Annotated in this window: 25 protein-coding genes and 1 tRNA gene; 15 read left to right on the forward strand and 11 right to left on the reverse strand. The window is 48.9% G+C overall.

Annotation, left to right across the window (positions count from 1 at the left end; genetic code table 11):
* Positions 1-408: 408 nt before the first annotated feature.
* Positions 409-2,883, reverse strand: coding sequence for a zinc-dependent metalloprotease (locus EPD17_RS00115; RefSeq protein WP_132050737.1), 2,475 nt, complete (start codon positions 2,881-2,883; stop codon positions 409-411).
* Between the two features lie 344 nt (positions 2,884-3,227).
* Between EPD17_RS00115 and EPD17_RS00120 the strand changes: the two genes are divergently transcribed.
* The 8 genes from EPD17_RS00120 (at position 3,228) to EPD17_RS00155 (ending at position 9,100) form a co-directional block, all read left to right on the forward strand.
* Entirely contained in the window at positions 3,228-3,548 is a 321-nt protein-coding gene (locus tag EPD17_RS00120) for an ArsR/SmtB family transcription factor (protein WP_132050739.1), read from the forward strand.
* Positions 3,545-4,045 carry an SRPBCC family protein gene (locus EPD17_RS00125; protein WP_132050741.1) on the forward strand — a complete coding sequence of 167 codons (501 nt, stop codon included), beginning with the start codon at positions 3,545-3,547 and terminating at the stop codon, positions 4,043-4,045. Before EPD17_RS00120 ends, EPD17_RS00125 begins: the two co-directional genes overlap by 4 nt.
* A 308-nt stretch (positions 4,046-4,353) precedes the next feature.
* Positions 4,354-5,217 (forward strand): STAS domain-containing protein, encoded by an 864-nt coding sequence (locus EPD17_RS00130; RefSeq protein ID WP_132050743.1) that lies wholly within the window; start codon positions 4,354-4,356, stop codon positions 5,215-5,217.
* Between the two features lie 27 nt (positions 5,218-5,244).
* Entirely contained in the window at positions 5,245-5,622 is a 378-nt protein-coding gene (locus tag EPD17_RS00135) for an STAS domain-containing protein (protein ID WP_240040689.1), read from the forward strand.
* Positions 5,603-6,016, forward strand: coding sequence for an anti-sigma regulatory factor (locus EPD17_RS00140; protein ID WP_132050745.1), 414 nt, complete (start codon positions 5,603-5,605; stop codon positions 6,014-6,016). The genes EPD17_RS00135 and EPD17_RS00140 overlap by 20 nt, the downstream gene beginning before the upstream one ends.
* Positions 6,009-7,025, forward strand: coding sequence for an ATP-binding SpoIIE family protein phosphatase (locus EPD17_RS00145; RefSeq protein WP_132050747.1), 1,017 nt, complete (start codon positions 6,009-6,011; stop codon positions 7,023-7,025). The genes EPD17_RS00140 and EPD17_RS00145 overlap by 8 nt, the downstream gene beginning before the upstream one ends.
* A gap of 5 nt (positions 7,026-7,030) precedes the next feature.
* Positions 7,031-8,671 (forward strand): ATP-binding protein, encoded by a 1,641-nt coding sequence (locus EPD17_RS00150; protein WP_132050749.1) that lies wholly within the window; start codon positions 7,031-7,033, stop codon positions 8,669-8,671.
* A gap of 9 nt (positions 8,672-8,680) precedes the next feature.
* On the forward strand, positions 8,681-9,100 hold the full coding sequence (locus EPD17_RS00155) for a response regulator (protein ID WP_132050751.1): 420 nt from the start codon (positions 8,681-8,683) through the stop codon (positions 9,098-9,100).
* 98 nt (positions 9,101-9,198) lie between these two features.
* On the opposite strand, the gene EPD17_RS00160 is transcribed toward EPD17_RS00155, so the two are convergent.
* The 4 genes from EPD17_RS00160 to EPD17_RS00175 all read right to left on the reverse strand — a co-directional run bounded on the left by EPD17_RS00160 (position 9,199) and on the right by EPD17_RS00175 (position 12,357).
* Positions 9,199-10,359, reverse strand: coding sequence for a M20 aminoacylase family protein (locus EPD17_RS00160; protein ID WP_132050753.1), 1,161 nt, complete (start codon positions 10,357-10,359; stop codon positions 9,199-9,201).
* 129 nt (positions 10,360-10,488) lie between these two features.
* Positions 10,489-10,575 (reverse strand) — tRNA-Ser (locus tag EPD17_RS00165).
* Between the two features lie 33 nt (positions 10,576-10,608).
* The gene (locus EPD17_RS00170) at positions 10,609-11,373 is read right to left on the reverse strand and encodes a TatD family hydrolase (protein WP_240040690.1); all 765 of its coding nucleotides are present in this window, start codon (positions 11,371-11,373) and stop codon (positions 10,609-10,611) included.
* 345 nt (positions 11,374-11,718) lie between these two features.
* Positions 11,719-12,357, reverse strand: a complete 639-nt coding sequence (locus tag EPD17_RS00175) for a polysaccharide deacetylase family protein (protein WP_132050755.1) — start codon at positions 12,355-12,357, stop codon at positions 11,719-11,721.
* Positions 12,358-12,564: 207 nt separating this feature from the next.
* Between EPD17_RS00175 and gltX the strand changes: the two genes are divergently transcribed.
* The 5 genes from gltX to EPD17_RS00200 all read left to right on the forward strand — a co-directional run bounded on the left by gltX (position 12,565) and on the right by EPD17_RS00200 (position 17,576).
* Positions 12,565-14,085 carry a glutamate--tRNA ligase gene (gene gltX, locus EPD17_RS00180; protein WP_132050757.1) on the forward strand — a complete coding sequence of 507 codons (1,521 nt, stop codon included), beginning with the start codon at positions 12,565-12,567 and terminating at the stop codon, positions 14,083-14,085.
* Between the two features lie 31 nt (positions 14,086-14,116).
* Positions 14,117-15,649: a glycosyltransferase family 39 protein gene (locus tag EPD17_RS00185; protein WP_132050759.1), complete on the forward strand. Its 1,533-nt coding sequence runs from the start codon at positions 14,117-14,119 to the stop codon at positions 15,647-15,649.
* 45 nt (positions 15,650-15,694) lie between these two features.
* Complete coding sequence (locus EPD17_RS00190; protein ID WP_132050761.1) at positions 15,695-16,111, forward strand: cobalamin B12-binding domain-containing protein; 417 nt, start codon at positions 15,695-15,697, stop codon at positions 16,109-16,111.
* A gap of 172 nt (positions 16,112-16,283) precedes the next feature.
* Positions 16,284-17,063 (forward strand): enoyl-CoA hydratase/isomerase family protein, encoded by a 780-nt coding sequence (locus EPD17_RS00195; protein WP_132050763.1) that lies wholly within the window; start codon positions 16,284-16,286, stop codon positions 17,061-17,063.
* Between the two features lie 135 nt (positions 17,064-17,198).
* The gene (locus EPD17_RS00200) at positions 17,199-17,576 is read left to right on the forward strand and encodes a DUF4406 domain-containing protein (protein WP_204743240.1); all 378 of its coding nucleotides are present in this window, start codon (positions 17,199-17,201) and stop codon (positions 17,574-17,576) included.
* Between the two features lie 23 nt (positions 17,577-17,599).
* On the opposite strand, the gene EPD17_RS00205 is transcribed toward EPD17_RS00200, so the two are convergent.
* Positions 17,600-19,552 carry a RecQ family ATP-dependent DNA helicase gene (locus EPD17_RS00205; protein ID WP_240040691.1) on the reverse strand — a complete coding sequence of 651 codons (1,953 nt, stop codon included), beginning with the start codon at positions 19,550-19,552 and terminating at the stop codon, positions 17,600-17,602.
* Between the two features lie 289 nt (positions 19,553-19,841).
* Complete coding sequence (locus tag EPD17_RS00210; protein WP_132050767.1) at positions 19,842-21,956, reverse strand: heavy metal translocating P-type ATPase; 2,115 nt, start codon at positions 21,954-21,956, stop codon at positions 19,842-19,844.
* Positions 21,957-22,377: 421 nt separating this feature from the next.
* On the opposite strand from EPD17_RS00210, the gene tsaE reads away from it, so the two are divergent.
* Together tsaE and EPD17_RS00220 are read left to right on the forward strand one after the other, a co-directional pair.
* On the forward strand, positions 22,378-22,794 hold the full coding sequence (gene tsaE / locus EPD17_RS00215) for a tRNA (adenosine(37)-N6)-threonylcarbamoyltransferase complex ATPase subunit type 1 TsaE (RefSeq protein WP_132050769.1): 417 nt from the start codon (positions 22,378-22,380) through the stop codon (positions 22,792-22,794).
* Between the two features lie 64 nt (positions 22,795-22,858).
* Complete coding sequence (locus tag EPD17_RS00220; RefSeq protein WP_132050772.1) at positions 22,859-24,073, forward strand: alanine dehydrogenase; 1,215 nt, start codon at positions 22,859-22,861, stop codon at positions 24,071-24,073.
* A gap of 33 nt (positions 24,074-24,106) precedes the next feature.
* Here the strand turns inward: EPD17_RS00220 and EPD17_RS19805 are convergent, their stop codons facing one another.
* The 4 genes from EPD17_RS19805 to EPD17_RS00235 all read right to left on the reverse strand — a co-directional run bounded on the left by EPD17_RS19805 (position 24,107) and on the right by EPD17_RS00235 (position 26,293).
* Entirely contained in the window at positions 24,107-24,262 is a 156-nt protein-coding gene (locus EPD17_RS19805; RefSeq protein WP_165929473.1) for a hypothetical protein, read from the reverse strand.
* Between the two features lie 135 nt (positions 24,263-24,397).
* Positions 24,398-25,153, reverse strand: coding sequence for a subclass B1 metallo-beta-lactamase (bla, locus tag EPD17_RS00225; protein ID WP_132050774.1), 756 nt, complete (start codon positions 25,151-25,153; stop codon positions 24,398-24,400).
* 86 nt (positions 25,154-25,239) lie between these two features.
* On the reverse strand, positions 25,240-25,632 hold the full coding sequence (locus EPD17_RS00230) for a VOC family protein (RefSeq protein WP_114237377.1): 393 nt from the start codon (positions 25,630-25,632) through the stop codon (positions 25,240-25,242).
* Positions 25,633-25,648: 16 nt separating this feature from the next.
* Entirely contained in the window at positions 25,649-26,293 is a 645-nt protein-coding gene (locus tag EPD17_RS00235; protein ID WP_132050776.1) for a DUF5694 domain-containing protein, read from the reverse strand.
* Positions 26,294-26,589 lie beyond the last annotated feature (296 nt).

A 26,589-nucleotide genomic window follows, 5' to 3' on the forward strand; every position in this document is an offset into this window, starting at 1 on the left:
TCACTTTATGCGCTGCATTTTACTACTGTAGCAACTTCTCGATATCGGGCATGTAATTACTTTTAAATATTTCAATACGCAATGAATTTGCAATGTTTAGTGAGCTGTCATGCCGAACTTGTTTCGGCATCCCCTTCTATTGGCAGTGTTAAGGATGTTGTAGGAGATGTCGAAACAAGTTCGGCATGACACTCCTCTGCTGAAAAAGCAATCTGTATTGAGCAACTAAAAACATTAAAAATCCAGTACGAATAGCATTGCAACAAATACCGTTCGGAACTGCTGAAACAAGCTTGGCATGACACTCCAGGAGATTGTAAGTGCATTTTGTCCAAGCTCAATTAAAGGCATCAAACAAAAAACGGGAGTAGCGTACACTACTCCCGTTTGCTATTTAATACTGTTTCCTTAGTCCTGCTGTGGCTTCAGGATCTTGTTGATGCGGTCTATTGAATCATCAATGTGGAAACGGGTAATATCGTTGCTATGCTTTGGTGCAGCAACGGTTAATTGCTGCCGTAGCTTTACCAGGTTGGCCCTTGCAATGGAACGGATATCCGACTGGCTCAGGTTAACCGGGGTTGCATTGGGGTTGGTAGTGCTTGCTGCAGCAGACGCTGCAGCCGGCGGGTTCAGCAATTGCGCCATGCGGTCGATATAAGCTTTTTGCAGGTTGCGGCGATAGATGTCGATCTTGCTGCCGCTTGCCAGCTCACTCCAAATGCCGCGTTGCAATCCGCTCACCAAATCAACCGCAGTAAACGGCACACCCTTCACTTCATTCTCCATCAGTCTTGTCAAGCGGTCGGGCGACAACAGTGCATTGAGATGACGCACTTGCACCGAACGAATATTGTCCACATGAGCCGCATGGTGAATGTTGCGAACGATCCTGGCCTGGTTCAACCATTCCATCGATCCGAATGCATTTTTCAGCAACCAGTCCAGCGATGCTGCTTGTTCTTTTGCCGGTACCGGCGTGTAGATATCGCCTTTTTGATTGGGCTTTAAGCGTTCATATTTTACCCCGCCAATATTGGTTACCACATGACCAATGTACCGGCTCAGCGTACCGGTAAGCTCACCATACAATTCCGAAAGATCTTCGTAATCGTTGGTGGCGCCTGCAGTCCAGTCGTATAGTTTTGGTGCAACCACCTTCAGGTTTTGCACGCCATAGTTGCTGGCCTTTACCGGGTCGTCGCCAATGTTTTCGGTCTGGCTTTCGGGATCGAACGGATCACCTGCACCAAACCGATAGATAGGATCGCCGGATTTTTCATCAATCCACTTCGATAGTGTTGGCACTTCATCTTCGGCCGAGCGGGCATCGGGTAAATAGCGATAGCCCCAGTTGATCACATAATGATCGTATGGCCCAAGCTGGCGCACAAAACGCAGGCCTTTATCACCCGGTTGTGCCACATAGTTGTAGCGGGCATAATCCATGATGGTAGCGGCAATACCGTTTTTGTTGGTAAAGCTGGCACTGCGCAACGAATCGGTTGGATATGCCGCACTGGCTTTCATATTATGCGGCAGGCCAACGGCATGACCCACTTCATGCGTGATCACGTATTTCATCATTTCACCCAGGTCTTCCAGGTCCGTATTGAGCGTACGTGCCTTGGGGTTAGCCGCACCGGTTTCCAGCATATAGCGGTTGCGGTATGAACGCAGGTGATTGTGGTACCAAATAATATCGCTTTCAATGATCTCGCCGCTGCGTGGATCGGAAACGCTTGGGCCAACTGCGTTGCGTGTGGTGCTGGCCACATAACGGATCACCGAGTAGCGCACATCTTCGGGGTTAAAGTCCGGATCTTCAGCAGCGGTTGGCGGGTCTTTTGCCAAAATTGCATTTTTAAAACCGGCCGATTCAAAAACCGGCTGCCATGCTTCTACACCGGCTTTGATATAAGGCCGCAATTTGGCCGGTGTGGCAGGATCGAGGTAGTAAACAATGGGCTTGATCGGCTCTACCAGTTCCCCGCGTTTGTACGCTGCTACATCTTTAGGCTCCAGTCGCCACCGCCGGATATACGAAACAACATCGGCCTTGTATGCTTCGCTGCCGTAGTTGATGCGCCGCAGGTTGAAATACCCTACGCGGTAATCGTTTAGGCGTGGCTGCATCGGCACTTTTGGCAACAGCACCAGCGACTGGTTCATCAACACACTAATGGTGCCACTCGATGCATTGGCTGGCGGCTCGGCTGCATCATAAGTAAGGTCCTGCCGCACTTCCACATTCATGGGGAAGCTTTTCATGCTGTTGATAAAACTGCGGGTTTCATCAAGCCTGTTCACTTTATAATCCCGACGAATAGCAGCGGTCATGCCGCTGATGGCTTTTACATCGGTCAGGAAAAAACGTGTTACATCCACCACGCTGGAGGCCGTTTCCTTATTGTATGCAGCAATGTCAAATGCAAAGATCACCGGCATGTGGTTGTTGGCCACAACAGAGGTATTGATCGGTAGCGAATCGGCTGCAAAGCTGGATGTGCTTTTGCTTTTCAGTAAAACGCGGTTATCGAGCCGCTCCCAAACCACCAACTGCTCGTTTACCGAAGAACCGGCGTTGATAAAGCCGCCACCCAAACCGGAAGGAATGGCTGCAAAGCGGGTAATCCACAGAAACTCGCGGCGCAGCAGGCTGTCGGGGATTTCGAAGTAATACTTATCGGCCACTTTGTGCACGGCAAACAGGCCCTTGTCGCTGATGGCATCTTTTGTAATAACATCGTTGTAGGCCCGCATGCCGCCCCGCGGGGCAGTGCGCCGGGCCGTATCTGCCGACCGGGCTGCATCTTGTGCAACGGCGCTGTAGCCGGTTGCTAGCAGTACGCCGGCCACCATTGCTTTCAGGAAAAGCTTCATTTTTTTCTCATGTGTTTTATGTGTGGAATATTCGAGGCGATATCGTTGTTGCAATTTAGGATAGAATAGCGTTTTTGCCCATCACAATATCGAAGGCATTGGGTTTTGCTTTATCGGCAGCAGTGCTTAGGGTTGCAGCAAATGCATTGAAAAATTCGGAAATAAAGTTTGACTATTTAAAAGAATACAGGCCTTCCACTGATAAGAGTTTAACGTCATTATTGTAAAATCTCTTTTAACCCATCGTCGCACTAATATTTACAAAAAACATTATAAACTTGCGAAACCGAATAGTTGCATTTATATTTGCAACCATATGGTTTCATAAAAATATTTGCAGCACTATGAGAAGGGACATTTTCCAGGCCATAGCCGACCCAACAAGGCGGGCCATCATTACACTGATTGCCTTGCAGGCAATGACCCCAAACGCCATTGCAGAAAATTTCAATACCACCCGCCAGGCCGTTTCCAAACACCTGCGCATACTAACCGAATGCGAATTGGTACAACAGGAACAACAGGGCCGCGAAATCTATTACTCACTCCAGGTTGAAAAGATGAAAGAGATTGACAAGTGGCTCGATCAATTCAGAGCACTTTGGGAAACCCGGTTCAGCCAGCTTGACAACGTATTATCCACACTTAAAAAAAAGAAGAAATGACAACCAGTTTGCTTTTCGATTTTATCGTTGACAGGGCAACAAGTACAGTGTACGTCAACAGGGAATTTGCGGCCAGCCAATCATTGGTTTGGGATGCGTTTACCAAACAGGAAATCCTGGACCAGTGGTGGGCACCCAAACCTTGGGTATCCAAAACAAAAGTGATGGACTTTACCGTTGGCGGCCGGCGCTTTTATGCCATGGTAAGCCCCGAAGGCCAGGAGCATTGGTCGATTCAAAAGTATACATCCATTACACCCAAAACCGGCTTTAGCATGATGAATGCTTTTGCCGATAAGGATGAGAATCCGCAGTTGCCCGGCTCCAACTGGAACCTGACTTTTAGCGAGCAAAACGGCACAACAACGGTGAACATTGTGATCCATAACGAATCGGCTGAACGATTTGAGCAGATGCTCCAAATGGGCTTCCAGGGCGGATTTACCATGACCCTGGATTACCTCGACCAGTTGTTGGCAACATTATCAAAACAGTAAACGGAAAGTAGTATCGCAGCTGATATCAACCGGGCAAATGCGGATTAACGTTGCACTTTTCACCGGGTAATCTTTTTTTATACGTATGCCCATAATTTGGCAGGTAATTTTAAAAAATCCACCTGCACCCCGCATCATAGTTACTTGTATGTGCAGCCAACCACTGGCTGCACTTTTTTTATAACCAGGTGTTTACAATTGCGGTATGTCCGCTTTTAGTAATGGGCAAATATCCATTTGCTTGCTCCCCGCTAATATTTTGTTTAACCCACACGAATTCACTTACTTTTATTCCTCAACGTATTAACATGAAAATAGACATTGCCAGACTGCTTCAAAAGAAAAGAAGCCAAATACTCGAAGACTGGATGACGAATCAGCTGGCTGATGCCGGCCTGCGTGAAGACCTGATGAGCAACGATGATTTGCGGGAGCAGTCCGATGAATTGTTGAACAATTTTTTAAATGTAATCAGCGATAAAAACATAGGCGACAGCCAGTCATCCGACTTCGAGCTTGTGTACGAAATCCTTTCCGGTATTTCCATGTCGCGGGCACGCCAGGGATACTCGCCCCGCGAAACCGGCGTGTATGTCTTTAGCTTAAAAGATGCGCTGCTGCGCACCCTGCAAACCGAGCTGAAAGACGACCCCGCAGCAATGATGGATGCGGTGTTGAAAATAAACCGCTTGATGGACAGCATGGGCATCATCACCTTCGAAACCTTCATCAAAGGCCGCGAAGAAGTGATCCTGCGGCAAACCGACGAGATTACAGAAATTTCCACACCCGTTATCCGCGTTTGGGATGGCATTCTGGCCCTGCCTATTATTGGTACGTTGGACAGTGCCCGCACACAAGTGGTGATGGAAAGCTTATTGCAGGAGATAGTGGAAAGCGGAAGCACCATTGCCATCCTGGATATTTCCGGCGTGCCGGCAGTTGATTCGCTGGTGGCCCAACACCTGATTAAAACCGTGGCGGCCACCCGCCTGATGGGCGCCGAATGCATCATCAGCGGTATTCGTCCGGAAATTGCACAAACCGTTGTGCACCTGGGCATTGATCTTTCCAATATTGTTACCAAGGCATCGCTGGCAAGCGCACTGAAATATGCTTACGGCCTGCTGAAACTCGAAGTTAAAAAAGTTCAAAACAAACACGCTTTCTAGCCTATGGATCGTATCCCAATTCTCCGCATGGGGAAATTTTTACTGGTTACCATACAAATTGATCTCTACGATCGGCTGGCCACCAACCTCGAAACCGACCTGGTGCAAATGGTGAGCAAAACCGGTGCAAGAGGCGTATTGATCGACATCTCCGCACTGTCTATTGTCGATTCGTTCATGGGCCGCATCCTTGGTAACATCGGCAGCATGTCGAAAATTATGGATGCCGAAACCGTGGTAGTGGGCATGCAGCCTGCCGTGGCCATCACGCTGATTGAACTGGGCCTCGAGCTCAAAGGCGTACACACGGCACTCAACGTGGAAAAAGGCATGGAATTACTCACCACAAAAATTGGTTCGTACGAAGATGAAGAACTAGAAGAAGATGAAATTAGTCCTGAATAAAGACAAGATGCTGATTGAAAAAGAGCAGGACGTTGTTCCCTTCCGAAACCGGGTGAAAGAACATGCAGTAAAGATCGGGATGAGTTTGCTGAACCAGACCAAACTCATTACAGCAGCATCCGAGCTGGTTCGAAACATGCTCAAATACGGCGGCGGTGGCGTGGCCATTATCGAGGTCATCAGCCAGGGCCGCGACAATGGCATACGCCTTATTTTCCAGGACCAGGGTCCGGGAATCAAAGACATTCCGCAAGCCATGAAAGACGGCTTTTCTACAGGCAAAAGTTTAGGACTGGGTTTGCCGGGCACCAAGCGCCTGGTGAGCGAATTTGACATTAAAAGCAAAGAAGGCGAGGGTACCACCGTCACCATCATAAAGTGGAAGAATGGGTAGGAGAACACATGTGGCGTTGCGGGCCGACGACCGGAGTTATTTCGCCATGCTGAAAAAAGAAATCCATGCAATGGCGGTGGAGGCAGGTTTCAGCGAAACAAGGGTGGGAGAAACCGATATCATTGTTGCGGAATTAACCAGCAACCTGGCAAAACATGCAGGCGGCGGCACCATTTGGGTAAAAGCCGTGGAAGAAGACGGTGTGCCGGGCATCGAACTTATTTCGGTTGACAACGGCCCGGGCATGCAGGATGTAACCCGGATGATGACCGATGGATTTTCTACAAAAAATACATTGGGCCATGGCCTGGGTGCCATGAAGCGGATGGCCGATGTGTTCCAGGTGTTTTCGCAAAAAGACTGGGGAACAGTGTTGCTGGTTCGGGTTTTTGCCGAACCATTTGCGGCTTTTAGGCGTCCGCCGAAAATTGAAGTGCGATCGGTGGTGCTGCCCAAACCGACCGAAGAAGCATGCGGCGACGGATTTTTTTACAAAGAAACCGACGACCATTACCAGCTTTTTTTAGGCGATGGACTGGGCCATGGTGCCGATGCCGCCGCAGCGGTGATAAAAGCAGGCGAAGCATTTGAAACCTGCACGGAAACCGACCCGGTAAGCATCATCCGTTTTGTAAACGATAAAGTAAAAAAAACCAGGGGCCTTGTGGGCACGGTGGCGTCGTTTTGCAAACAGCGGCGGGTATGGCAAATTGTTGGCGTGGGCAACATCAGCACCAAAGTGTACGGCCCTTCGCTGTTGAAAAGTTATATGTCGTACAACGGCATCATTGGCCTGAACGTACCCAACACACTCAATGTACAGGAGGTAGCGTACGAACGTGGACAATACCTGGTGATGTGCAGCGATGGTTTGAAATCACGCTGGGATACCATTAAATATCCCGGCATTGTGCGCTACGACCTTTCCTTGCTGGCGGCGGCGCTGGTAAAAGATTTTGCCCGCTATACCGATGATATGTCGGTAGCGGCCTGTAAACTAAACTTGTAATCATCATGCACGAAATAGCCCGGGTTACGCTTGAAAATGAGATGGACCTGATTTTAGCGCACCGCCGCTCCATGCGCCTGGGCGAAGTGGCCGGCCTGTCGCTGGCGGCGCAAACCAGTTTTGCCACCGCCGTATCAGAAGTGGCACGCAACACCATTGAACACGGGAAAAGCGGCTGCCTGGTGTTGCAGGTAGAAGTGGAAAGCCGCGACAAATACATTGTGGCCTGCATCAACGACGAGCAGCCCGAAGATGATTATAACCGGCAGGGTTTATCCTATGCAAAAAGATTGGTTGACAAGTACAATGTGACCACCAAAGGCGCCGAAACTTCCATTGAATTGTTCTATTCCGTTTCGCCTGCATTTAAAATTGATATTCACAAGCTGGATGAATGGCGGCAACTGTTTCGCAACGAGCCGCCGGTTTCGGCATATGATGAAATAAAACGAAAGAATGAACAACTGCAGGAGCTTTCGGAAAAATTAAAAAAGAGTGAAGCGCAGTACAAAACACTCACAGGTTCGTTACCGCTGATTATTTTTTCTATTGATACGGAAGGGCACTTGCTCTACGCCAACGAATGGCTTACACGGCTCACCGGCTTTACCGCAGATGGGTTAAATACCAGCGGATGGAAAGCCATTGTGTACGAAGAAGATTATCCTTCTTTTTCGCTGTTGCTCAAAAGCAACATCCGGCAGGGTGCTACCACGGTAAAAATGCAAACCCGCATCCGGCACAAAGAAGGCGACGACTACTTATGGCACCAGGTTTCACTTTCGCCGTTGACCGATGACAAAGGCGCATTGCTTTATTGGATCGGTTACATCGTTGACATTCATGCGCAAAAGGTGGTGGAAGAAACCCTGAAGGACAATGCAGAATTAAAACAAACGCAGGAAGAGCTGAAAAGAAACCAGCAAACGCTGGAGCAATACATTGAAGAACTGAACCGCAGCAACCACGAGTTGCAACAATTTGCGTTTGTGGCGTCGCACGACTTGCAGGAGCCTGTGCGCAAATTGCTTTTTTATAGCGATTTCCTCATGAGCCGTTATGCATCGGCCATTGATAAAAAAGGACTTGATTATTTAAACAGCATGCAGGCAGCGGCGCAGCGCATGCGCAACCTCATTCACGACCTGCTTACCTTTTCGCAAATCAACCGCGAGGAAGTGCGTTTTAAAGACGTGGACTTAAATGGCATTGTTGCGGATGCCAGCCAGGATCTGGAAATGGTGATTGAAGAAAAAGGCGCTACCCTCCATATTGCAACGCTGCCCACAGTGTGGAGCGATGAGCGGATGATGCGGCAATTGTTTGAAAACATCATCAGCAATTCACTGAAGTACAGCAAGCCTTCCGACAAGCCGGTGATTGATATTTCCTGCGCGGTAAAGGATAAAACAATAGAGCTGCGCTTTAGCGACAATGGCATTGGGTTCAACCAAAACTACCTGCCGCAAATGTTTACGCTGTTTCAGCGGCTGCACACCCGTGAAAATTTTGAAGGCACCGGCATGGGCCTCGCCATCTGCAATAAGATTGTGGAAATGCACGGCGGCAAAATATGGGCGGAAGGAAAAGAAGGCGAAGGCGCAATCTTTTATGTTTCGCTGCCGGTGAAAGCCGCTGGCAATTAAATTTGTGCCATGACTGCAAAAAATATTTTGCTGGCCGATGATGATCCGGAGGACAAATCGATTATCCAGGATGCGATGGAAACGCTCCACTCCGCGGACGTAATGCGCTTTGCCGACAACGGGCAGCATGCCTGGGAATTGCTGGAGCAATACTGCGCAAAGGATTTTGTTCCCTGCCTGATTGTGCTGGACCTGAACATGCCAAAAATGAATGGTGCGCAAACCCTGGCAAAGATCAAAGACGACAGCCGGTTTAAAAATATTCCCGTCATTATCTATTCAACCTCCATCAATCCACTTGAAAAAGAACGGTGTCTTTCTTTGGGTGCACATGCCTATTTTACCAAACCTGTTTCTTTTAACGAAAGCGTTGAAACGGCAAAAAAGTTTTTGGCTTTTTGTGAAAAGGAAAGCTTAGCGCAGGAGTAATGTTGATGCAGGCATCAATGTGCGCCATTTGCGAAACAGAATTTTGCCATAAAAAAAATTAACGCATCCGATTGGAGATCGGTAATGGGGTTAGGCAATCACTGCAGATATGACTCTGCCAGGCCTACCCAATAGGTAGCACCAATGGGCAAAATTTCCTGGTCAAAAATATAAGCGGGATGATGCACCATTGGCGTATCGCCATTGCCCAACATACAATAAGTGCCCTTTTTCTGTTGCAGCATAAAAGCAAAATCTTCGCTGCCCAAATAAGGGTGCAATGCATCATCAACGGCTGCCGCCCCAAAAACGGCGCGGGCCACACCTGCCGCCCACTGTGTGTTTTCGGGAGTGTTGACCAGCACCGCACCGGGAATACCCTCCCGTATTTCGTATTGACAGTTGAATGATGATGCCTGTGCTTTTGTGATAGCGCGAATTTTATCCAGCACCATCTCCCGCAACTGCGGGTCCATATTTCGTATGCTTAAACGCAGGATGGCATTTTGCGGCACCACGTTGCCCGCATTGCCGGAAACAAAAGCACCCACCGAGACAACGCAATGCTGCCACGGCGACACGTTGCGGGAAACAATGGTTTGCAAAGCCATTACCAGCGACGATCCGCAAACGATAGGATCAATGCTTAGTTCGGGCATGGAACCATGACTGCCCTTGCCGGTCAATTCAATTTCCCAATTGTCAACCGCTGCCATTGTCTTCCCTTCGCGGAAATAGAGTTTACCCTTTTGCAGACCGGGCATGTTGTGCAAACCATATACAGCATCTACCGGGAAACGTTCAAACAAGCCGTCTTTGATCATAGCCGGACCGCCTTCCATCGTCTCTTCGCCGGGCTGAAAAATAAGCCGCACCGTTCCCCTAAAGTTTTCCGTTTGTGCTAAATAGTTAGCTGCGCCCAGCAGCATGGCGGTGTGCCCATCGTGACCGCAGAGGTGTGATCTGCCTTCAACTTTGCTTTTGTACGGAAGGTTGTTTACTTCCTGGATGGGCAGGGCATCAAAATCGGCACGCAGGCCGATAGCTTTATTATTGCTGCCAACAGTTAAGGAAGCCACTATGCCCGTTTTACCAATGCCTTCGGCAACTTCAAAGCCAAACGACCGCAGCTTTTCGGCGATGAAGCCTGCGGTTTCGGTTTCTTCCATGGCCAGTTCCGGATGCTGGTGCAAATGATCCATCCATGCCTTCATATCATTATGCAGAGCCTTTGTGCCGGCTACAATTGCAGTGTTCATACCTGGGGCTTTTATCAAGCTTTAATGATACAACTGTCATGCTACTTTTTAAAGACCATTGCCCTGTCTGCAGTAAAAACAAAAAGTGCAAACAACTTTTTACAGCTGTTTGCACTTTTACTATTTCTGCGGAGAGAGCGGGATTCGAACCCGCGATAGAGTTACCCCTATACACACTTTCCAGGCGTGCTCCTTCAACCACTCGGACACCTCTCCTTTTCCGCTGGCGGGCAGCAAAGGTATATATTGTCAGCTTAAATTGAACAACCGTTGTGCATTTTCTGATGTAATGCGGCAAATATCATCGGCAGGTTTTCCGGTAATCTCCACCAACTTCGCCACAACATGCTCCAAGTAGGCCGGCTCGTTGCGCTTGCCCCTGAACGGAACCGGTGCCAGGTACGGCGCATCGGTTTCCAGCACCACGCCATCCAGCCCCACTGCAGCAACAACTTTATCCAAACCGCTGTTTTTAAAACTTACCACGCCGCCAATACCCAGGTACATGCCCATTGCCAGTATCTGTTCGGCCTGCGCCACATTTCCCGAAAAACAATGAAAAACGCCCCTGAGGCCCGGGTGCTGCTGTACCACTTCAATGCACTCGTCGGTAGCATTGCGCGAATGAATAACAATAGGCAGACCGGCGGCCTGCGCCATTGCTATTTGCTGGTGAAAAGCTTCGTACTGCTGCTCCACGTAGGTTTTATCCCAATAAAAATCCAGCCCGATCTCCCCTACCGCTACAAATGACTGTTGCTGCAGGTACGTGGCAATGGTTTCCAGTTCTTTGCCAAAATCCTGGTTTACCGAGCAGGGATGCAGTCCCATCATCGGGAGGCACTGCGGGTAACGGGCCGATACCGCCAGCATTGCCTCATGCGTGCTGCTGTCGATGGCGGGCAGCAGCATTTGCCGCACACCTGCGGCTGCGGCGCGGGCCAGCATACCCTCCATATCGGCACTAAACTCGGGCAGGTAAATATGCGTATGCGTATCAATTATGTTCATCATCGCTTTTTCATTATTCAAAAATACCCGGCTGCACCCATTCACCGCTTGCAACAAACGAAGTTAGCCGCTAAAAAATGAAGCGGTTTTATGCCCCGATTGCACACCCATTTTTACCTAAAATGCTTGCTAAAAAATCAAGGAAAATGGCCTGAATTTGTGGGCAAATATGGGCAGATTTTGCTTTAACAATCCTGAAACCTGCTGTGGTACAAGCTTTTAAGCCATTTAGAAAAACCCTATCAAATTACTTGGCATTAATTCAAAAAAAACTTTATACCTTTACCCCAGTTTTCATAGGGTACGGATTAAAAACGGGCCAGGGTTTCTACCCAGGCCCTAACTTTTTTATAGACCTACTGCAATGGCATCAAAACGAAACCCTTTCCCCGCCAACACTTTCAGCGCCTTCGGCAAAATCTCTTTTAAGTTTGGATACGCTTTTTCGCTGTCGTGAAATACAATAATGCTACCCGCTCTTGTATATTTCAATACGCGGTTCAGGCATTGCTCCGGCGTTAGTCCGCGGTCGAAATCAGCACTCAGCACATCCCACATAATGATGTGCGAACGAGGCCCCAGCATGCGTTTTATTTGCGTAGCCTGTATGCCCCGGATGCGGCCATACGGCGGCCGGAACAGATTGCTTTGAATGACTCCGGTTGCCTGCTGCACATTTGCCAAATACTCGCTGTTACGCACCTTCAGGCCGTTGAGGTGGTCAAATGTATGGTTGCCCACTGCATGGCCTTCGGCCAAAATGCGCTGGTACACATCGGGGTGTTGCTGCACATTTTTACCAATGCAAAAAAACGTGGCTTTAGCGCTATATGTTTTCAAAAGATCCAGCACAAACGGCGTGATCTGCGGATGCGGGCCATCATCGAATGTGAGGTACACTACCCGCTCACTGGTGGGCAGCCGCCAGGTGTAACGCGGAAAAATGAGGGGAATCCAAAACGGGATTTTAGGCACAAGCCGGTGCATGAAGGCGAAGGTAGGATTGAAGACCGGAAAGACGGGAAAAACAGTAGAGTCTGGAAAGAGATTATATAAAACACACAAGCCCCGTTTTGACAAAACGGTCCCTGGATCATCGTAGTACATTTTCTTTTTTTAAATTTCTTTTCTGTCCTTCCCGTCTTTTCGGACTTTACCGTCATTACCGTCTGCTCACTTTACCTTTGCCCTGCTATGAACCGAAAAGTAAGAGTAAGATTTGCGCCCAGTCCCACAGGCGGCCTGCACCTGGGCGGCGTTCGCACCGTGTTGTACAACTATCTTTTTGCAAAACACCACGGCGGCGAATTTGTGTTGCGCATCGAAGACACCGACCAAACCCGCTTTGTGCCCGGCGCTGAAAATTATATTTTTGAAACCCTTGCGTGGTGTGGCCTGGAGCCCGATGAAAGTCCACGCCACGGCGGACCATTTGCGCCATACCGCCAAAGCGAACGCAAGCCGCAGTACCGCCAGTATGCCGAGCAACTGGTAGCGGCAGGCCAGGCTTATTATGCTTTTGATACGCCGGAAGAGTTGGAAGCTATGCGCAACCGCCTGCGTTCGGAAGAAAATCCCAACCCGCAATATGATCATAAAGTGCGGGGCGAAATGCGCAATTCGCTCAACCTTACCGAAGCGGAAGTACAATCCCTGCTCGATAGCGGCACGCCGCATGTGGTGCGCATTAAAATGCCGGAGGGCGAAAAACTATCGTTTACCGATTTGATACGCGGCGAGGTAAGTTTTGATACTGCGCTGGTGGATGACAAGGTTTTGCTGAAAGCCGATGGCATGCCTACGTACCACCTGGCCGTGGTGGTGGACGATTACCTGATGGAAATTTCCCACGCCTTCCGCGGCGAGGAGTGGCTGCCCAGTGCACCGGTGCATGTGCTGCTGTGGCGCACCCTTTTTGGCGAAGACAAGATGCCGCAATGGGCGCACCTGCCGCTGATTTTGGGCCCTTCGGGCAAACTGAGCAAACGCGATGGTGCCAAGTATGGTTTCCCTGTTTTTGCGGCCAATTGGGCCGATCCCAAATCGGGCGAATTGACCGAAGGCTTCCGCGAACGGGGCTTTTTACCGCAGGCTTTTGTAAACCTGCTGGCCATGCTGGGCTGGAACGACGGCACCGAGCAGGAACTGTTTTCGCTGGACGAACTGGTGCAACGTTTTGATATTGCCAAGGTGCATAAAGGCGGTGCCAAATTCGATTTTGAAAAGGCAAAATGGTTCAACCATGAGTGGATTAAAAAGCTGCCCGTGGCCGAATACAGCGGGCAGGTACAAACCATTTTTGAACAGCGCGGCATAACGGTTACGGACAAGGGCTTTTTTGAAAAAATACTGGAGCTGGTAAAAGACCGCTGCACGCTACTCACAGAATTCTGGGAGCAAAGCGCATTCTTTTTTACGGCTCCAAAAGAGCTGGACACAACAGCCATTAAACCCAAATGGACCGAAGCAAAAACCCAATTTTTCCAAACCTTTACCGGTGCATTAGCGCAGCTCCAAACATGGGATGCAGCATCGCTGGAAGCCCTGTTTAAAGAGCAGGCAGCAGCGGCTGGCATTAAGCCCGGCGAGTTGCAACTGCCGCTGCGCATCATGCTGGTGGGCGGCAAATTCGGTCCGCCGGTATTTGATATTGCAACACTCATTGGCAAAGAAGCAACAACATCCCGCATTGAATATGCGCTGACGCAGCTTTGATTTTTTGTAGCTTGGCAGCAACGACACTGCTATGCGCAAAAAAGACTGGCTAATCATATTGTTACTGGCAGCACTGAAAATGGTGCTGCCATTTTTATTGAGCCACCCTGCATTTGGCCTACACCGCGATGAATATCTTTATTACGAACAAGGCCACCACCTTGCATTGGGCTACCTCGAAAACCCGGCGCTGATTGGCTGGCTGGCCAGCATTTCATCGCTGCTTGGCGGTTCGTTTTTCTGGATCAAATTCTGGCCCGCTGTTGTTGGTGCTGCCACGCTAATTATTACCGCAGGCATTGCCAAAGAACTGGGCGGTCGCAGTTTTGCTTTGCTCATTGCGGGCCTCGGCATTATTTGTAGCGGTTACCTGCGGGTGCATTTTCTATTCCAGCCCAATTTTTTAGAAATCTTTTTCTGGACGCTGGGTGCCTACTTTTTACTGCGGTACATCAATACACAACAGCATCGCTATCTATACCTTTTGTTTGCTGCTTTAGCGTTGGGTTTGTGGAGCAAATATTCTGTTGTGTTCTTTGCAGCATCCATGATGTTTTCCATATTGCTTTCACCGCATCGTAGAATGCTGACGCAAAAACATTTCTGGCTGGCGGTGTTGTTAGGTGTGGCACTTGCAGCGCCCAATATTTACTGGCAGGCAACACACAACTGGCCGCTCCTGCACCATATGAAAGAGTTACGCGAAACGCAGTTGCAGCATGTAGACCGCACCACATTTTTTAAAGAACAATTACTGATGTTGTTGCCGGTTGCCTTTGTGTGGATTGGCGGTTTGATCTGGTTGTTGCTGCACAAAAAATACCGCTTCATAGGGCTCACCTATTTGTTTTGCGTGGGCCTGATTGCAGCGGGCAGCGGCAAAGGATATTACACATTGGGTGCTTACCCCATGCTATTGGCGGCAGGTGGTGTGTGGCTGGAGCAAAAACTGGCCCGTACCGCGTTTTGGCGAGCCGCATTCGTTGTACTTATCATTGCACTAACACTACCCATCATTCCACTGCTGCTGCCCCTGCGTGCACCGCAGGATATGGCGCGGAGAAACGAAGAATTGGGGCTAAAAAACATTGGCATCCTGCGCTGGGAAGATTTGCAGGATCACCCGCTGCAGCAGGACTTTGCCGATATGATCGGCTGGGATGAACTGGCGCACAAAGCGGAAAAAGCTTTCCTTGCAATGCCCGATTCTGCACAGCAAAACACAGTGGTGTATTGTCGCAGCTACGGGCAGGCCGGTGCATTAAAATACCACGCAAAAGACCCGCTGTTTCGCAGCAAAATCATTTGCGACAACGGCACTTTTTTGTTGTGGATACCTGATTCGCTTTCGCTGCAGCACCTGCTGTTTGTAGGGCATAATATGCCCGATAAAGACGATGCCGTATTTCAACAGTTTGCCTCAGTGCACATGATCGATTCGGTAACCAACCCGCTTTCGAGGCAGCATGGCGACAAGATCATTTTATTTAAAAATGCCAACGAACGGGCAGCCGCAATGGCCACGCAGGGGCTGGAAGCAATGAAGGCCCAGTTTGGTGAATAAGCGCAAAAAGGGAATCGCTATTTTTGAGGCTGAGAAAACGATTGCATGAATATACTCAACCGACCGATCCGTGTGCTGGTAGCAAAAGTAGGCCTCGATGGCCACGACCGTGGCGCTAAAGTAATTGCCACTGCCTTGCGCGATGCAGGCATGGAAGTAATCTATACCGGCCTGCGCCAAACCCCTGAAATGGTGGTGGCAACCGCCTTGCAGGAAGACGTGGATGCCATTGGCATCTCTATTTTGTCGGGTGCCCACATGACTGTTTTTCCAAAGATCATTGCGCTGATGAAAGAAAGGGAAATGAACGATGTGCTGCTGACCGGCGGCGGAATCATTCCCGATGAAGACATGAAACAACTCAATGACCTGGGTGTGGGCAAACTGTTTGCGCCGGGCACTTCCACTGGCGACATTGCAACTTATATACGCGAATGGGTGCAGCAAAACCGCAGCTTCTGATGCGCAGGCCATTATTAATATTGCTGCGGATTATCGCCATTGCGGGCCTGCTGGTTTACCTCTATTTTCTATTTACACAGCAACCAGTACCCAAATGGACACTCTTTGTTTTTGCGGGCAGCATGCTGCTGGTATTGTTGCTTAATTTTTATCAAAATTTAAAAAGCCGAAAATGAAACATACGACCCTTTTAACGGCCCTCGAAAACGGCATACTCACGGTTACCATTAACCGACCTGATAAATTGAATGCACTCAATAAAGACGTATTTACCGACATCGATGCGGTGCTGCAGGAAATTGAAAGCAATAAGGAAATAAAAGCCGCCATCATTACCGGCAGCGGCGCAAAAGCATTTGTTGCAGGCGCCGACATTTCGGAATTTACCGGCCTGAATGGTGATGAGGGTATGGCCTTGGCCAGACGCGGACAAAATATATTTTTCAAAATCGAACAGGCCACCAAACCAATTGTGGCTGCAGTAAACGGGTTTGCCTTGGGCGGCGGTTGCGAGCTGGCCATGGCCTGTCATTTCCGCATTGCCAGCGAAAACGCAAAGTTTGGCCAGCCAGAAGTAAACCTGGGACTGGTACCCGGCTACGGCGGCACGCAACGATTGGTGCAATTAATTGGCAAAGGCCGTGCATTGGAACTGCTGCTTACCGCCAACATGATTGATGCGCAAACAGCGTTGCAATATGGGCTGGTAAACCATGTGGTGCCACAAGATCAATTGTTGGAAAAAACAACCGCACTGCTGCAAACCATTTTGCAAAAAGCACCGCTTGCCGTGGCCCATTGCATTCGTGCAGCCAACGCAGCTTTTGAGCCAAACCAGCAGGGATACGAAGTGGAACTGGAAGCGTTTGGTGCCTGCTTCAACACAGCAGACATGAAAGAAGGTGCGACCGCATTTTTGGAAAAACGCAAAGCCAACTTTACGGGCAGTTGATTACCGCATACATGAAATTGCGGCCACTGTCCACTGCATGTAACCAGTGAAATGACAGCAATGGCTTTTATTTAAATGCCGGGGTAATTTTCACAAACGAAAATGCCCCGGCATTTTTTATAATCATAAACAAACATGACAGCAACCAACAAATCGATGATGATTTTAGTAGCCGGACCTTACCGCTCCGGCACCAACGACGATCCTAAACTTATCGAAGCCAATGTGCAGGCCATGACGCAAACTGCACTGCAATTGTACCGAATGGGCCACATGCCCGTGCTGGGCGAATGGTTTGCATTACCCTTGATTGATGCAGCAGGTTCCAAACAAATGGGCGATGCCATTTTTAATGAATTGTTTCACCCGGTTGCGGTTAAACTGATAAATCATTGCGATGCGGTGTTGCGGATTGGTGGCCCATCTTCTGGCGCCGATGAAATGATCAACACGGGGAAAGCCAAAGGCAAGATCATTTTCCAAAATATATTGGAGATACCGCAGATTGTATAAGATTTAAATAGCAAATACAGACGTTACTTCCATTTTAGCTTTCCGCTTTCATCGCCGCTGACAATTGCTTCCGCCTGCAGAAAGTGCAGCACTTCTTTGGCTTTATCTTTTGGTGTGCCGTGCATTGCATCGAGCAATTCCGATAGCATTTTTGGTTGCTGTAATTGTTGCTGAATGTGCTTGCTGATGGCATCAAATTCGGCGGGTGTCATTGGTGTTTTTTTGCGTTGCAAACAAACATCGCAAGTGCCGCAATGTTGCGCAGCGCCATCGCCAAAATACTGGTTGATAAACCGGCTGCGGCAATCCTTTGTGTGTACGTATTCCAGCATTTTTTTCACCCGCGCAGCAAACGATTCCCTGCGTTGCCGGTATGCTGCATGGTCCATTGTTAACTCCGCTGCAGGCACCCGGTGTTTGCGCCAAAATATCTTTGGTTGGTCGTTGGCTACCGTGTATTGGATGATGTGCAGCGACGCTATTTCCCGCAGCTGTTGTTTTACATCATCTTCCTTCAGGCGCATTAGTTTTGCAAGCAACGCCTCTGAAATATTTGCCGGAAAATCAAATATGCCGCCATAGGTACGTAGCAGCATGGTAGTGAGCGGCTCATATTTTGGATACGATTCGTAAAACTCGTGGAGCAGTTGCCGCGATGCGGTAAACACCACCGTTGCCGGTGCAAAACTGCGTTCATTGAAATCAAACCAGCCATCACTTTCCAAAGCTTTCAATGCATACAATGCAGTAAGGCTATCGAGCTTAAAGTTCTTTACAAACGCATCAAACCGAAAATCAAAAGCCTGGTCTTCGCCGGTGTAGGTGGGCATTTGTAAAAAATTAACCAGCGCACCAAACACCGTTTTTATTTCGGTGAAAGATGGATAACGCTTTTCGGGTAGTGCATCCAGTTCCTGCAGTTCCCGTTCGGTATAGAGCAGTACTGCATAACTTTTATTACCATCGCGGCCGGCACGGCCTGCTTCCTGGTAATAATTTTCCAAACAATCGGGCACATCGTAATGCACCACGGCCCGTACATCGGGCTTATCGATGCCCATACCAAATGCATTGGTACAAACCATCACCCTTGTCCTATTTTGGATCCATGCTTCCTGCCGTGCGGCACGTTCTTCATTGCTCAATCCTGCATGATAAGGCTGCGTTGAAATGCCCCGCAGTTGCAACAGGTCGGATATTTCCACCGTACGTTTCCGGCTTTTGCAATACACAATAGTAGTGCCCGGCACTTTGGATAAGATCTGCGTCAGCTTGTTGATTTTTGCATCAACTGCAAAAGCGCTGTAGGATATATTTTTCCGCTCAAAACTTTGTCGCAGTATATGCGGTTCTTTAAACCCGAGTTGGTTGCAAATGTCCCCTTGCACACTTTCGGTAGCCGATGCAGTCAGTGCCAGGAGCGGCACATCACGCAGTTGTTTGCGCAGTTGTGCAATGCGTAAATAGGCTGGCCTAAAATCATAACCCCATTGCGAAATGCAATGCGCTTCATCAACAGCAAGCAGGTTTACATTCAATGCAGGTAAAAACTCCTGGAAGAGATCGGTTTCCAGCCGTTCCGGCGAAACGTACAACAATTTATACGGGCCGTATGCCACGTTTTTGAGCGTTTGTACAATTTGCCTGCGCGATTGTCCGGAGTAAATGGCAGCGGCTAAAATGCCTCTTTGCTTGAGCCCTTCCACCTGGTCTTTCATCAGCGCAATGAGCGGCGACACCACAATGCAAATACCTTCCTGCGACATTGCCGGCACCTGGTAGCAGAGCGACTTGCCGCCACCCGTGGGCAGCAGGGCCAGCGTGTCCTTTCCTGCCATCACCGATTCGATGATCTGTTGCTGCAAGGGCCGGAACTCGCTGTAACCCCAGTATTGGTGGAGTATGTCGTGGATGGGTTGCATGGAAGTCAAAAGTAAAAAGTAAAAAGAGGAAAGGGTGTCTTTTAATTTAGACACCCTTTCCTCTTTTTACTTTTCCCGGATCGAATAAGGCAATTTCTTGCATACCTAGCTTGCCAGCAGTTATGTTCTTTTTTGCTCCTGCAAAAAAGAACCAAAAAAGCAGGCCCGAGATCAAATGACAGCCTGATCTCGGGTTCGTTCCATGATTAAGCTTTTGTGCTACTGTGGTAAACGGCTATCGGCCCTTGATTGGGGGAGTTAGTGATGTAGTATGGTCGATGATGATAGTTGACGGTCCTTAAATCGTAAATCCGAAATCGTAAATCATAAATCGCAAATCCCATCACACAACTTTCTTCACAAACAACCTTCCCGAATTTATTGCCAACACCACATCGCTCAGGCCCATGACCAGTGCGGCAAATGCCGGACTTAAAAAGCCCAACGCTGCAATGGGGATGGCAACGATGTTGTACGAAAACGCCCAGAACAAATTTTGTTTGATGGTAAGGTAAGTATTGCGACCGAGGCCCAGTGCTTCGGGCAGCTTTTTAAGGCCGCTGTTCATCAGCACCACGTGTGCACTTTGCATGGCCAGTTGCGAAGCATCGCTCATAGAAATACCGATGGTGGCTTTTGCCAATGCCGGTGCATCGTTGATGCCATCGCCAACCATGATGGTGGGCTGCTGCTCCGACAGTAACGCGATCTTGGTCAGCTTTTGTTCTGGTGTTTGCTCGGCAATCACTTCATCGATGCCCAGTGTATCGGCCAGTTGCTTGCATTTTTCATAGCGGTCGCCCGAAAGCAAAATGGTTTTAATACCACGGACACGCAGGTAGTTTACCACATCGGCTGCTTCGGCCCTGATCTCGTCCTGCAGGTCAATCCAGCCAAGCAGTTCGCCATTGCGCAGCACGTAAATGTTATGGCTTTGATCGTTGGTTACATGCGCCGCTACATTGTACGAACCGGCTTTGTATTCATTGCCTTCAAAATCGGTGGCCACCATGCCTAGGCCTTTTACTTCATCGATCTTTTTCCAGCGGATGGGCGCTGCACCTTTCCAGACATCGACAATGCTTTTTGCCAGCGGATGGTTCGAAAATTTTTCCAGCGACCAAACAATGTTTTTAAAATCAATTTCGGCAATGTTGGTAAACGAGTAGTTGGCGATCACAAATTTGCCTGTGGTTAGTGTGCCTGTTTTATCAAACACTACCTGCTTAATATTGCGGAACAACTCCAGGCTTTTCGCCTGCCGAAAAAGAATGCCGTTGCGGGCACCACGGCCCAAACCTACTGCAATGGCGGCAGGCGTTGCCAAACCCATAGCACATGGACAGGCAATAACCAGCACCGCAATGCTGCGCATCATGGCGGGGGTAAATGCGCCTAAAATAATCCAGTTGGCAATCAGCGTAACGGCTGTAATAGCGAGCACCACGGGCACAAAAATGGCGGAGATGCGGTCGGCCAGTTGCTGCACGGGAGGCTTTTCGCCCTGCGCTTTTTTTACCATGTTCAAGATGCCCGAAAGCACGGTATCGTTGCCGGCGGCCGTAACAATGGCTTTTACCGAACCGCTTTCCAGTACCGAGCCGCCAATAAGCATGTCTTTTTTGCCTTTGGCAACGGGCAGGCTTTCGCCGGTAAGTAAGGCTTCGGAAACCTCGGCGTCGCCCCACAATATTTTACAGTCGGCAGGCACCTGTTCGCCGGTGCGAATCAGGAGCAGATCGCCGTTTTTTAATGCCGTGCTTTCCACCGGAAAAACATGCTCCTGGTGCTGGTCGTCGTAGGCAATCATGTTGGCCATCACTTTTTGCGATTTCACCAAAGCCTTCAGCGAACGCTGTGTGCTTTTCATCGTGCTTTCTTCCAAAAACTCACCAAAGAACACCAGCGTAATGATGGTTGCTGCGGTTTCAAAAAACAGGTAATCATCGCCCAGGCCCATCAGCGCACCAATAAGGCTGTACACAAAAGCCGCTGTGGCACCGATGGAAATCAGCACGTTCATATTAGGAATACCATTGCGCAGGCTTTTGATGGCTGAACGGCCAAAATGCCGCATGCCTACAAAGTACACGGGCAGCGTAAGCCCCAGTTGCACCCAGGGGTTCATGAGCCAGTGAATGTGCAGGCCCGGAATCATGTGCAGCATCAGTATTAGGGTAAAGGGCAGGCAAAACCAAAAGCGCTGAATGTTGTTGTGTAAAAATGGCTTTTTAGTGTTTGTTGCAACGCCGCCTTCCGAAGCTACTTTGTAGCCCAGTCCTTCCATGCCTTTGGCCAGTTGCTGTTTGGTGGCAGCGCCGTTGATGTCGAAAGAAACATCACCGTCAATTGGGTTTACCGAAACGTTTTGTGCCCCGCTTTGCTGCAGGTATTTATTGATGGTAAGCGCACAGTTGGCGCAGTGTATGCCGTCTACTTTCCATTGTATCTTTTCCATGCTCGCTGTGTCTTTGCTGCAAAGGTACCAAGGGGTGAAAAGGTGATGAAAGATCGCATGGGCTATCTTTTCAACGAGGTTGCAAAAGGGGGAATTTTAAGGAAATATTTTTGCAGTAGCGATGCAGATTTCCCGCGGCGGACGCGGTGGTACGGCGGCGCAGCGGGTTATTTGTCTCTAATGTGTTAGTGCGTCATTGCGAGGCGCAGCAGTGTATTAGTGTAAAAAGTATTTCCTGCGCCGAAGCAATCTCTTGCTCCTTAAGCGGCTCTGCTAAAAACGAACTAGCGACCAAGCTGATTGGGGGAGATTGCTTCGGCGCACACCGCTCATTTTACAACAACGCTTTCGCTGCGCCTCGCAATGACGGTTTACCGGCTGGCTGGCTGCGGCGTTTGCCACGCCAAACTATCTTTGCCGCATGAAACAGGAATTAAGCCTGCACGAACTGGAATCGTTTGCCGCCCATTTTTGGCAACAGGTGGCCCATGCCAAAGTGATCCTTTTCTACGGGCAAATGGGCGCCGGGAAAACCACCCTTATTTCGGCCCTGTGCCGGGCAATGGGCGTGCAGGATACGCTGAGCAGCCCCACGTTTTCCATCATCAACGAGTACGCAGACGGGCAGGGCCGCCCCGTTTACCATATGGACCTCTACCGCCTCAACTCCTACGAAGAAGCCGTGCAGGCCGGCGTGGAAGACTGCATTACCAGCGGCTACACCTGCCTGGTAGAGTGGCCCGAAAAAGCCCCGCAGCTTTTTGATGCCCAAACGGTGCGAGTGCACCTGTCGGTATTGGAAGGAGGCAAGCGGCTGGTGGAAGTAAAAGGCCTGTAAATCATTCACATGGGTCTGGCATAACATTCGTATTTTGGGCACTCAAAATAGAGTCCCGGCTCCCATGTCGCAGCAGAAACCATTAATCAGCACTTCATTTTCTTATGAAACGCTTGAAGAAACCCTGGATATAAAACCCAAGGGTGCTCAGCTACACATCGGCATTCCCAAAGAAATTGCTTTCCAGGAAAACCGCATTGCGCTTACCCCCGATGCCGTAAGCGTGCTGGTGAGCAACGGCCACCAGGTAACCATCGAGCACAATGCAGGCGAGGCCTGTCATTTTTCGGACCGCGACTACAGCGAGGCCGGCGCCAGGATTGTGTACGAACGGGAAGAGGTGTTTAAAGCGCCCATCCTGGTAAAAAGCGCTCCGGTAATTGAGGAAGACCTGCCCCTGCTGCAGCCCAATCAAATGATCGTTTCGCCCATTCACCTGAGTGTGCTGAAATCGGAGTTGCTCCAGAAAATGATGGAGAAACGCATCACGGCTATTTCGTTTGAAAACCTCAAAGACGACAGCGGCAATTTTCCCATTGTTCGCGGCATGAGCGAAATTGCGGGCTCCGCGGTGATGCTCATTGCAGCGCAATACCTTTCTTCCGCTAATCATGGAAAAGGTGTTTTATTAGGCGGCATTTCGGGCATTGCGCCAACAAAAGTCATCATCCTTGGTGCGGGCATTGTGGGCGAATATGCAGCCCGTGCGGCACTGGCACTGGGTGCTTCGGTAAAGGTGTTTGACAACAGCGTGTATAAATTAAAACGCCTGCAAAATAATATTGGCCAACGCCTGTGGACCTCCGTAATTGAGCCCCGCATGCTGGCCAAACAACTCAAAACCTGCGAGGTGGCTGTAGGTGCACTTTCATCGGAAACCGGCCGCACTCCTATTGTAGTAACCGAGGAAATGGTGAGCAGCATGCGCAAAGGCAGCATCATCATTGATGTAAGCATCGACCGCGGCGGCTGTTTTGAAACCTCAGAAATTACCACGCATGAATCGCCCATTTTTTTGAAATATGGCGTCATCCATTACTGCGTGCCCAATATTCCTTCGGGCTTTGCCCGCACGGCATCGCAGGCCATTTCCAACGTGCTGATGCCGCTGCTGCTGGAAGCCGGCGACGAAGGCGGTTTTGAAAAACTGATCTGGCACAATGTGCACCTGCGCTCCGGCATTTATATGTTCAAAGGCGCCCTCACCAATTTTTACTTAAGCGAACGCTTCGGCATCAAATACACCGACCTGAACCTGCTGATTGCCAGCAGGCGATAACCCTTGCCACTACATACCTGTTTTTCCTGGTCCTCAACCGTGCATTCCCGGGTTGGGCGGTATGGGTATCAGTATGGTATCGGGCAAAGGTTTGATCGGCTGGGAAAGGTTTACATCTACGCTATCCTCCCTCAGGTCCTTTGAGCACGCCGCCAGGCTCATCATCAGCAAAATCAAAGCGTATTTCATAACCAAAAGTTTAGTGGTTAATACTCACCCTTGGCTATACAAGTAAGGTACCAAATGACGCTCTGCAGTTACGGCTGTTTTTGGTATAGGATGGAAAGGCTTTGATAAATGGATCAGCACCGGCAAATGCTGTTCTTATTGATCCTTGAATAGCTGCATCGTAAAATCGAGCAGTTCGCTATTGCCATAACTGCCATGACCGGGTACTACAATCCGCACATCGGGATATGCAGCTTTTACCTTCTGCACTGTGTTCGACCAACGCTCCACGTTTGCATCGCCTAAGTATCCCTTTCCTGCATTCAATTCTTTTATAAGGCATCCGCCAAACAGCAGCCGGTCGGCCGGGAAATAACCAACAATATTGTCGGCGGTATGGCCTTCGCCAAAAAATTTCGTTACGATATTGGCGCTGCCCACTTTAAGCAAAAGCGAATCATCAAAGCCATGTTGAGGCACTGCAAAATTGTTTGCCCTGGCAAGTGCAATGGTTTTACTACTGGCATAAGATGGAATGCCTGCTGCCGTAAATGCCTGTAACCCGCCTAAGCAATCATCATGAAAATGCGTTGGAATAACAGCATTGATCTTACACTTCAAGCTGTCATTGATCCATTGGATCAACGAGGTTGCAACGGTATCGTTTGTGGGTGTATCAAACACGATGGTTTCGCCATCATGGCGCACAACAAGCCCGTTACATGGCACATTTCCAAAGTCATTCGTTTGTTTAAACGATGTATGCTGGAAGGAATTTTCAGCGATTTGGGTAACGATCAAATCACCGCTTTGGTACACTTCTTTTGCTTGGAACTCAACCGGCTTTTGATTGGAACAGCCCGCAATTATTACCGCAAAAATTATAAAGCCGAAGTATTTAAACCGAAACATACTGAACTGGATTGGGACTATTGTTGTTATCTGGATTACTTGCTTCTACAAAGGCTTTTGCATCATGCAACAGGCAGCCAAAAGTGTTAACCTACCGGTGTACAAATTTCAATAAGAAAACCATCAGGGTCCCTTACGTAAGCCACTGTTTGTCCCCATGGTTTTGTTTTGGGTGGCTCCAACAATGCTGCTCCGGCGGCCACCGCTTGTGCGATAGTTGCGGCTACATCCAGTGTTGCAAAACCGATCTCAATGCCAAATGGCTGCTCTGATAAACTGCTTTGCCTGAAACCACCTTTTAAGTTGGATTGTGCCAGCGAAACCGATGCAAAAGAAAGTGTTGTTTCGCCCACCTGCAACTCGCCATAGTCGCCATCGGGTGATATGAATTTCCTGGCAAAGCCAAAAGCTGTTTCGTAAAATGCAATGGACTTATCTACATCTGCAACGTACAGTATGGTGTATGCAAATTTGATCATGGTGATGTTGTATTTATTATTTTTTTCCGAGATAAACCTGTGTGTCCGCTAAATTAAAATCGGCATCATCGCGAAATATACTTTTCAGCGAACCAATGTGAGCTGCACCGATGATCAACAATGCCCTTTTAGCCTTTGTGCGCAGCTGCATAGTAACAATGTTTGAGTAAATTTTATAGTCCCTGTTTTTGAAAACGGAAATCAGTTCCGCCCCGATATATTTTGGGTTGATGAAAGCTGTATCCACCATCGCATCAGGATTTTTAAAAGTACCATTCGTTACCCTTGCAGGCGTCATGTATCGCAAACGATAAACTTTATTGTAAGTACCAGGTTGATTGATAAACCGTAAATAATCTTGCAACGACAACTTGTTTTCCTGCAAAGCCTGCTTTTTCTCCATCACCATTGCTCTTAAGGCCAACCCTTCTTCTTTATACAGATGAATGTTTTCTCCATTGTCTAAAATTCCCTGCGATGTTCCGCCGGGTGCATTTACACAATGGATCTTTGACAGGCCCAATTGCTTACCCATTCGAAAGGCCAATTGGTACACTTCGCTCCTACCGTCCTGCAGGTCTTCCAGTTTTATTTTATTGGCAACATACAACGCGTACAAGCTATCGATCTTCCCTTGTTCTTCAGGCAGCACTTCCACCATGATCAGGTCGGGTTTATACTGCATAACCGATGCAACGAATGCCCCGATTTCTTTTTGCCTTTGCGGTATTAAAACATCAGTACCGGGTTGGTTGCTGTTGTATAGCTGTACTAAATGATCCGAGCCTAAGATCATGATATCAGTCTTCTGACCCTTTGCATCAAGCGTACACAACAATACAATCAGCAGCAGGAAGCGGGAATTTTTAACTGGCATTCTTTGTTGAATGGAAGATTATTTTGAAGGCGAAAAGCTGCATGATACAGGCGCAGCATTTCGCATCCCAATATACACCG

Origin of the sequence: Pseudocnuella soli (assembly GCF_004347775.1) — a bacterium.
Taxonomy (GTDB): domain Bacteria; phylum Bacteroidota; class Bacteroidia; order Chitinophagales; family Chitinophagaceae; genus Flavisolibacter; species Flavisolibacter aquaticus.

What these genes read in the sequence shown, in the direction of transcription:
- EPD17_RS00115 (WP_132050737.1), bottom strand. Translation starts at nt 2,883, where the DNA reads ATGAAGCTTTTCCTGAAAGCAATGGTGGCCGGCGTACTGCTAGCAACC.
- EPD17_RS00120 (WP_132050739.1), top strand. Translation starts at nt 3,228, where the DNA reads ATGAGAAGGGACATTTTCCAGGCCATAGCCGACCCAACAAGGCGGGCC.
- EPD17_RS00125 (WP_132050741.1), top strand. Translation starts at nt 3,545, where the DNA reads ATGACAACCAGTTTGCTTTTCGATTTTATCGTTGACAGGGCAACAAGT.
- EPD17_RS00130 (WP_132050743.1), top strand. Translation starts at nt 4,354, where the DNA reads ATGAAAATAGACATTGCCAGACTGCTTCAAAAGAAAAGAAGCCAAATA.
- EPD17_RS00135 (WP_240040689.1), top strand. Translation starts at nt 5,245, where the DNA reads ATGGGGAAATTTTTACTGGTTACCATACAAATTGATCTCTACGATCGG.
- EPD17_RS00140 (WP_132050745.1), top strand. Translation starts at nt 5,603, where the DNA reads ATGAAATTAGTCCTGAATAAAGACAAGATGCTGATTGAAAAAGAGCAG.
- EPD17_RS00145 (WP_132050747.1), top strand. Translation starts at nt 6,009, where the DNA reads ATGGGTAGGAGAACACATGTGGCGTTGCGGGCCGACGACCGGAGTTAT.
- EPD17_RS00150 (WP_132050749.1), top strand. Translation starts at nt 7,031, where the DNA reads ATGCACGAAATAGCCCGGGTTACGCTTGAAAATGAGATGGACCTGATT.
- EPD17_RS00155 (WP_132050751.1), top strand. Translation starts at nt 8,681, where the DNA reads ATGACTGCAAAAAATATTTTGCTGGCCGATGATGATCCGGAGGACAAA.
- EPD17_RS00160 (WP_132050753.1), bottom strand. Translation starts at nt 10,359, where the DNA reads ATGAACACTGCAATTGTAGCCGGCACAAAGGCTCTGCATAATGATATG.
- EPD17_RS00170 (WP_240040690.1), bottom strand. Translation starts at nt 11,373, where the DNA reads ATGATGAACATAATTGATACGCATACGCATATTTACCTGCCCGAGTTT.
- EPD17_RS00175 (WP_132050755.1), bottom strand. Translation starts at nt 12,357, where the DNA reads ATGCACCGGCTTGTGCCTAAAATCCCGTTTTGGATTCCCCTCATTTTT.
- gltX (WP_132050757.1), top strand. Translation starts at nt 12,565, where the DNA reads ATGAACCGAAAAGTAAGAGTAAGATTTGCGCCCAGTCCCACAGGCGGC.
- EPD17_RS00185 (WP_132050759.1), top strand. Translation starts at nt 14,117, where the DNA reads ATGCGCAAAAAAGACTGGCTAATCATATTGTTACTGGCAGCACTGAAA.
- EPD17_RS00190 (WP_132050761.1), top strand. Translation starts at nt 15,695, where the DNA reads ATGAATATACTCAACCGACCGATCCGTGTGCTGGTAGCAAAAGTAGGC.
- EPD17_RS00195 (WP_132050763.1), top strand. Translation starts at nt 16,284, where the DNA reads ATGAAACATACGACCCTTTTAACGGCCCTCGAAAACGGCATACTCACG.
- EPD17_RS00200 (WP_204743240.1), top strand. Translation starts at nt 17,199, where the DNA reads ATGACAGCAACCAACAAATCGATGATGATTTTAGTAGCCGGACCTTAC.
- EPD17_RS00210 (WP_132050767.1), bottom strand. Translation starts at nt 21,956, where the DNA reads ATGGAAAAGATACAATGGAAAGTAGACGGCATACACTGCGCCAACTGT.
- tsaE (WP_132050769.1), top strand. Translation starts at nt 22,378, where the DNA reads ATGAAACAGGAATTAAGCCTGCACGAACTGGAATCGTTTGCCGCCCAT.
- EPD17_RS00220 (WP_132050772.1), top strand. Translation starts at nt 22,859, where the DNA reads ATGTCGCAGCAGAAACCATTAATCAGCACTTCATTTTCTTATGAAACG.
- EPD17_RS19805 (WP_165929473.1), bottom strand. Translation starts at nt 24,262, where the DNA reads ATGAAATACGCTTTGATTTTGCTGATGATGAGCCTGGCGGCGTGCTCA.
- bla (WP_132050774.1), bottom strand. Translation starts at nt 25,153, where the DNA reads ATGTTTCGGTTTAAATACTTCGGCTTTATAATTTTTGCGGTAATAATT.
- EPD17_RS00230 (WP_114237377.1), bottom strand. Translation starts at nt 25,632, where the DNA reads ATGATCAAATTTGCATACACCATACTGTACGTTGCAGATGTAGATAAG.
- EPD17_RS00235 (WP_132050776.1), bottom strand. Translation starts at nt 26,293, where the DNA reads ATGGTGGAAGTGCTGCCTGAAGAACAAGGGAAGATCGATAGCTTGTAC.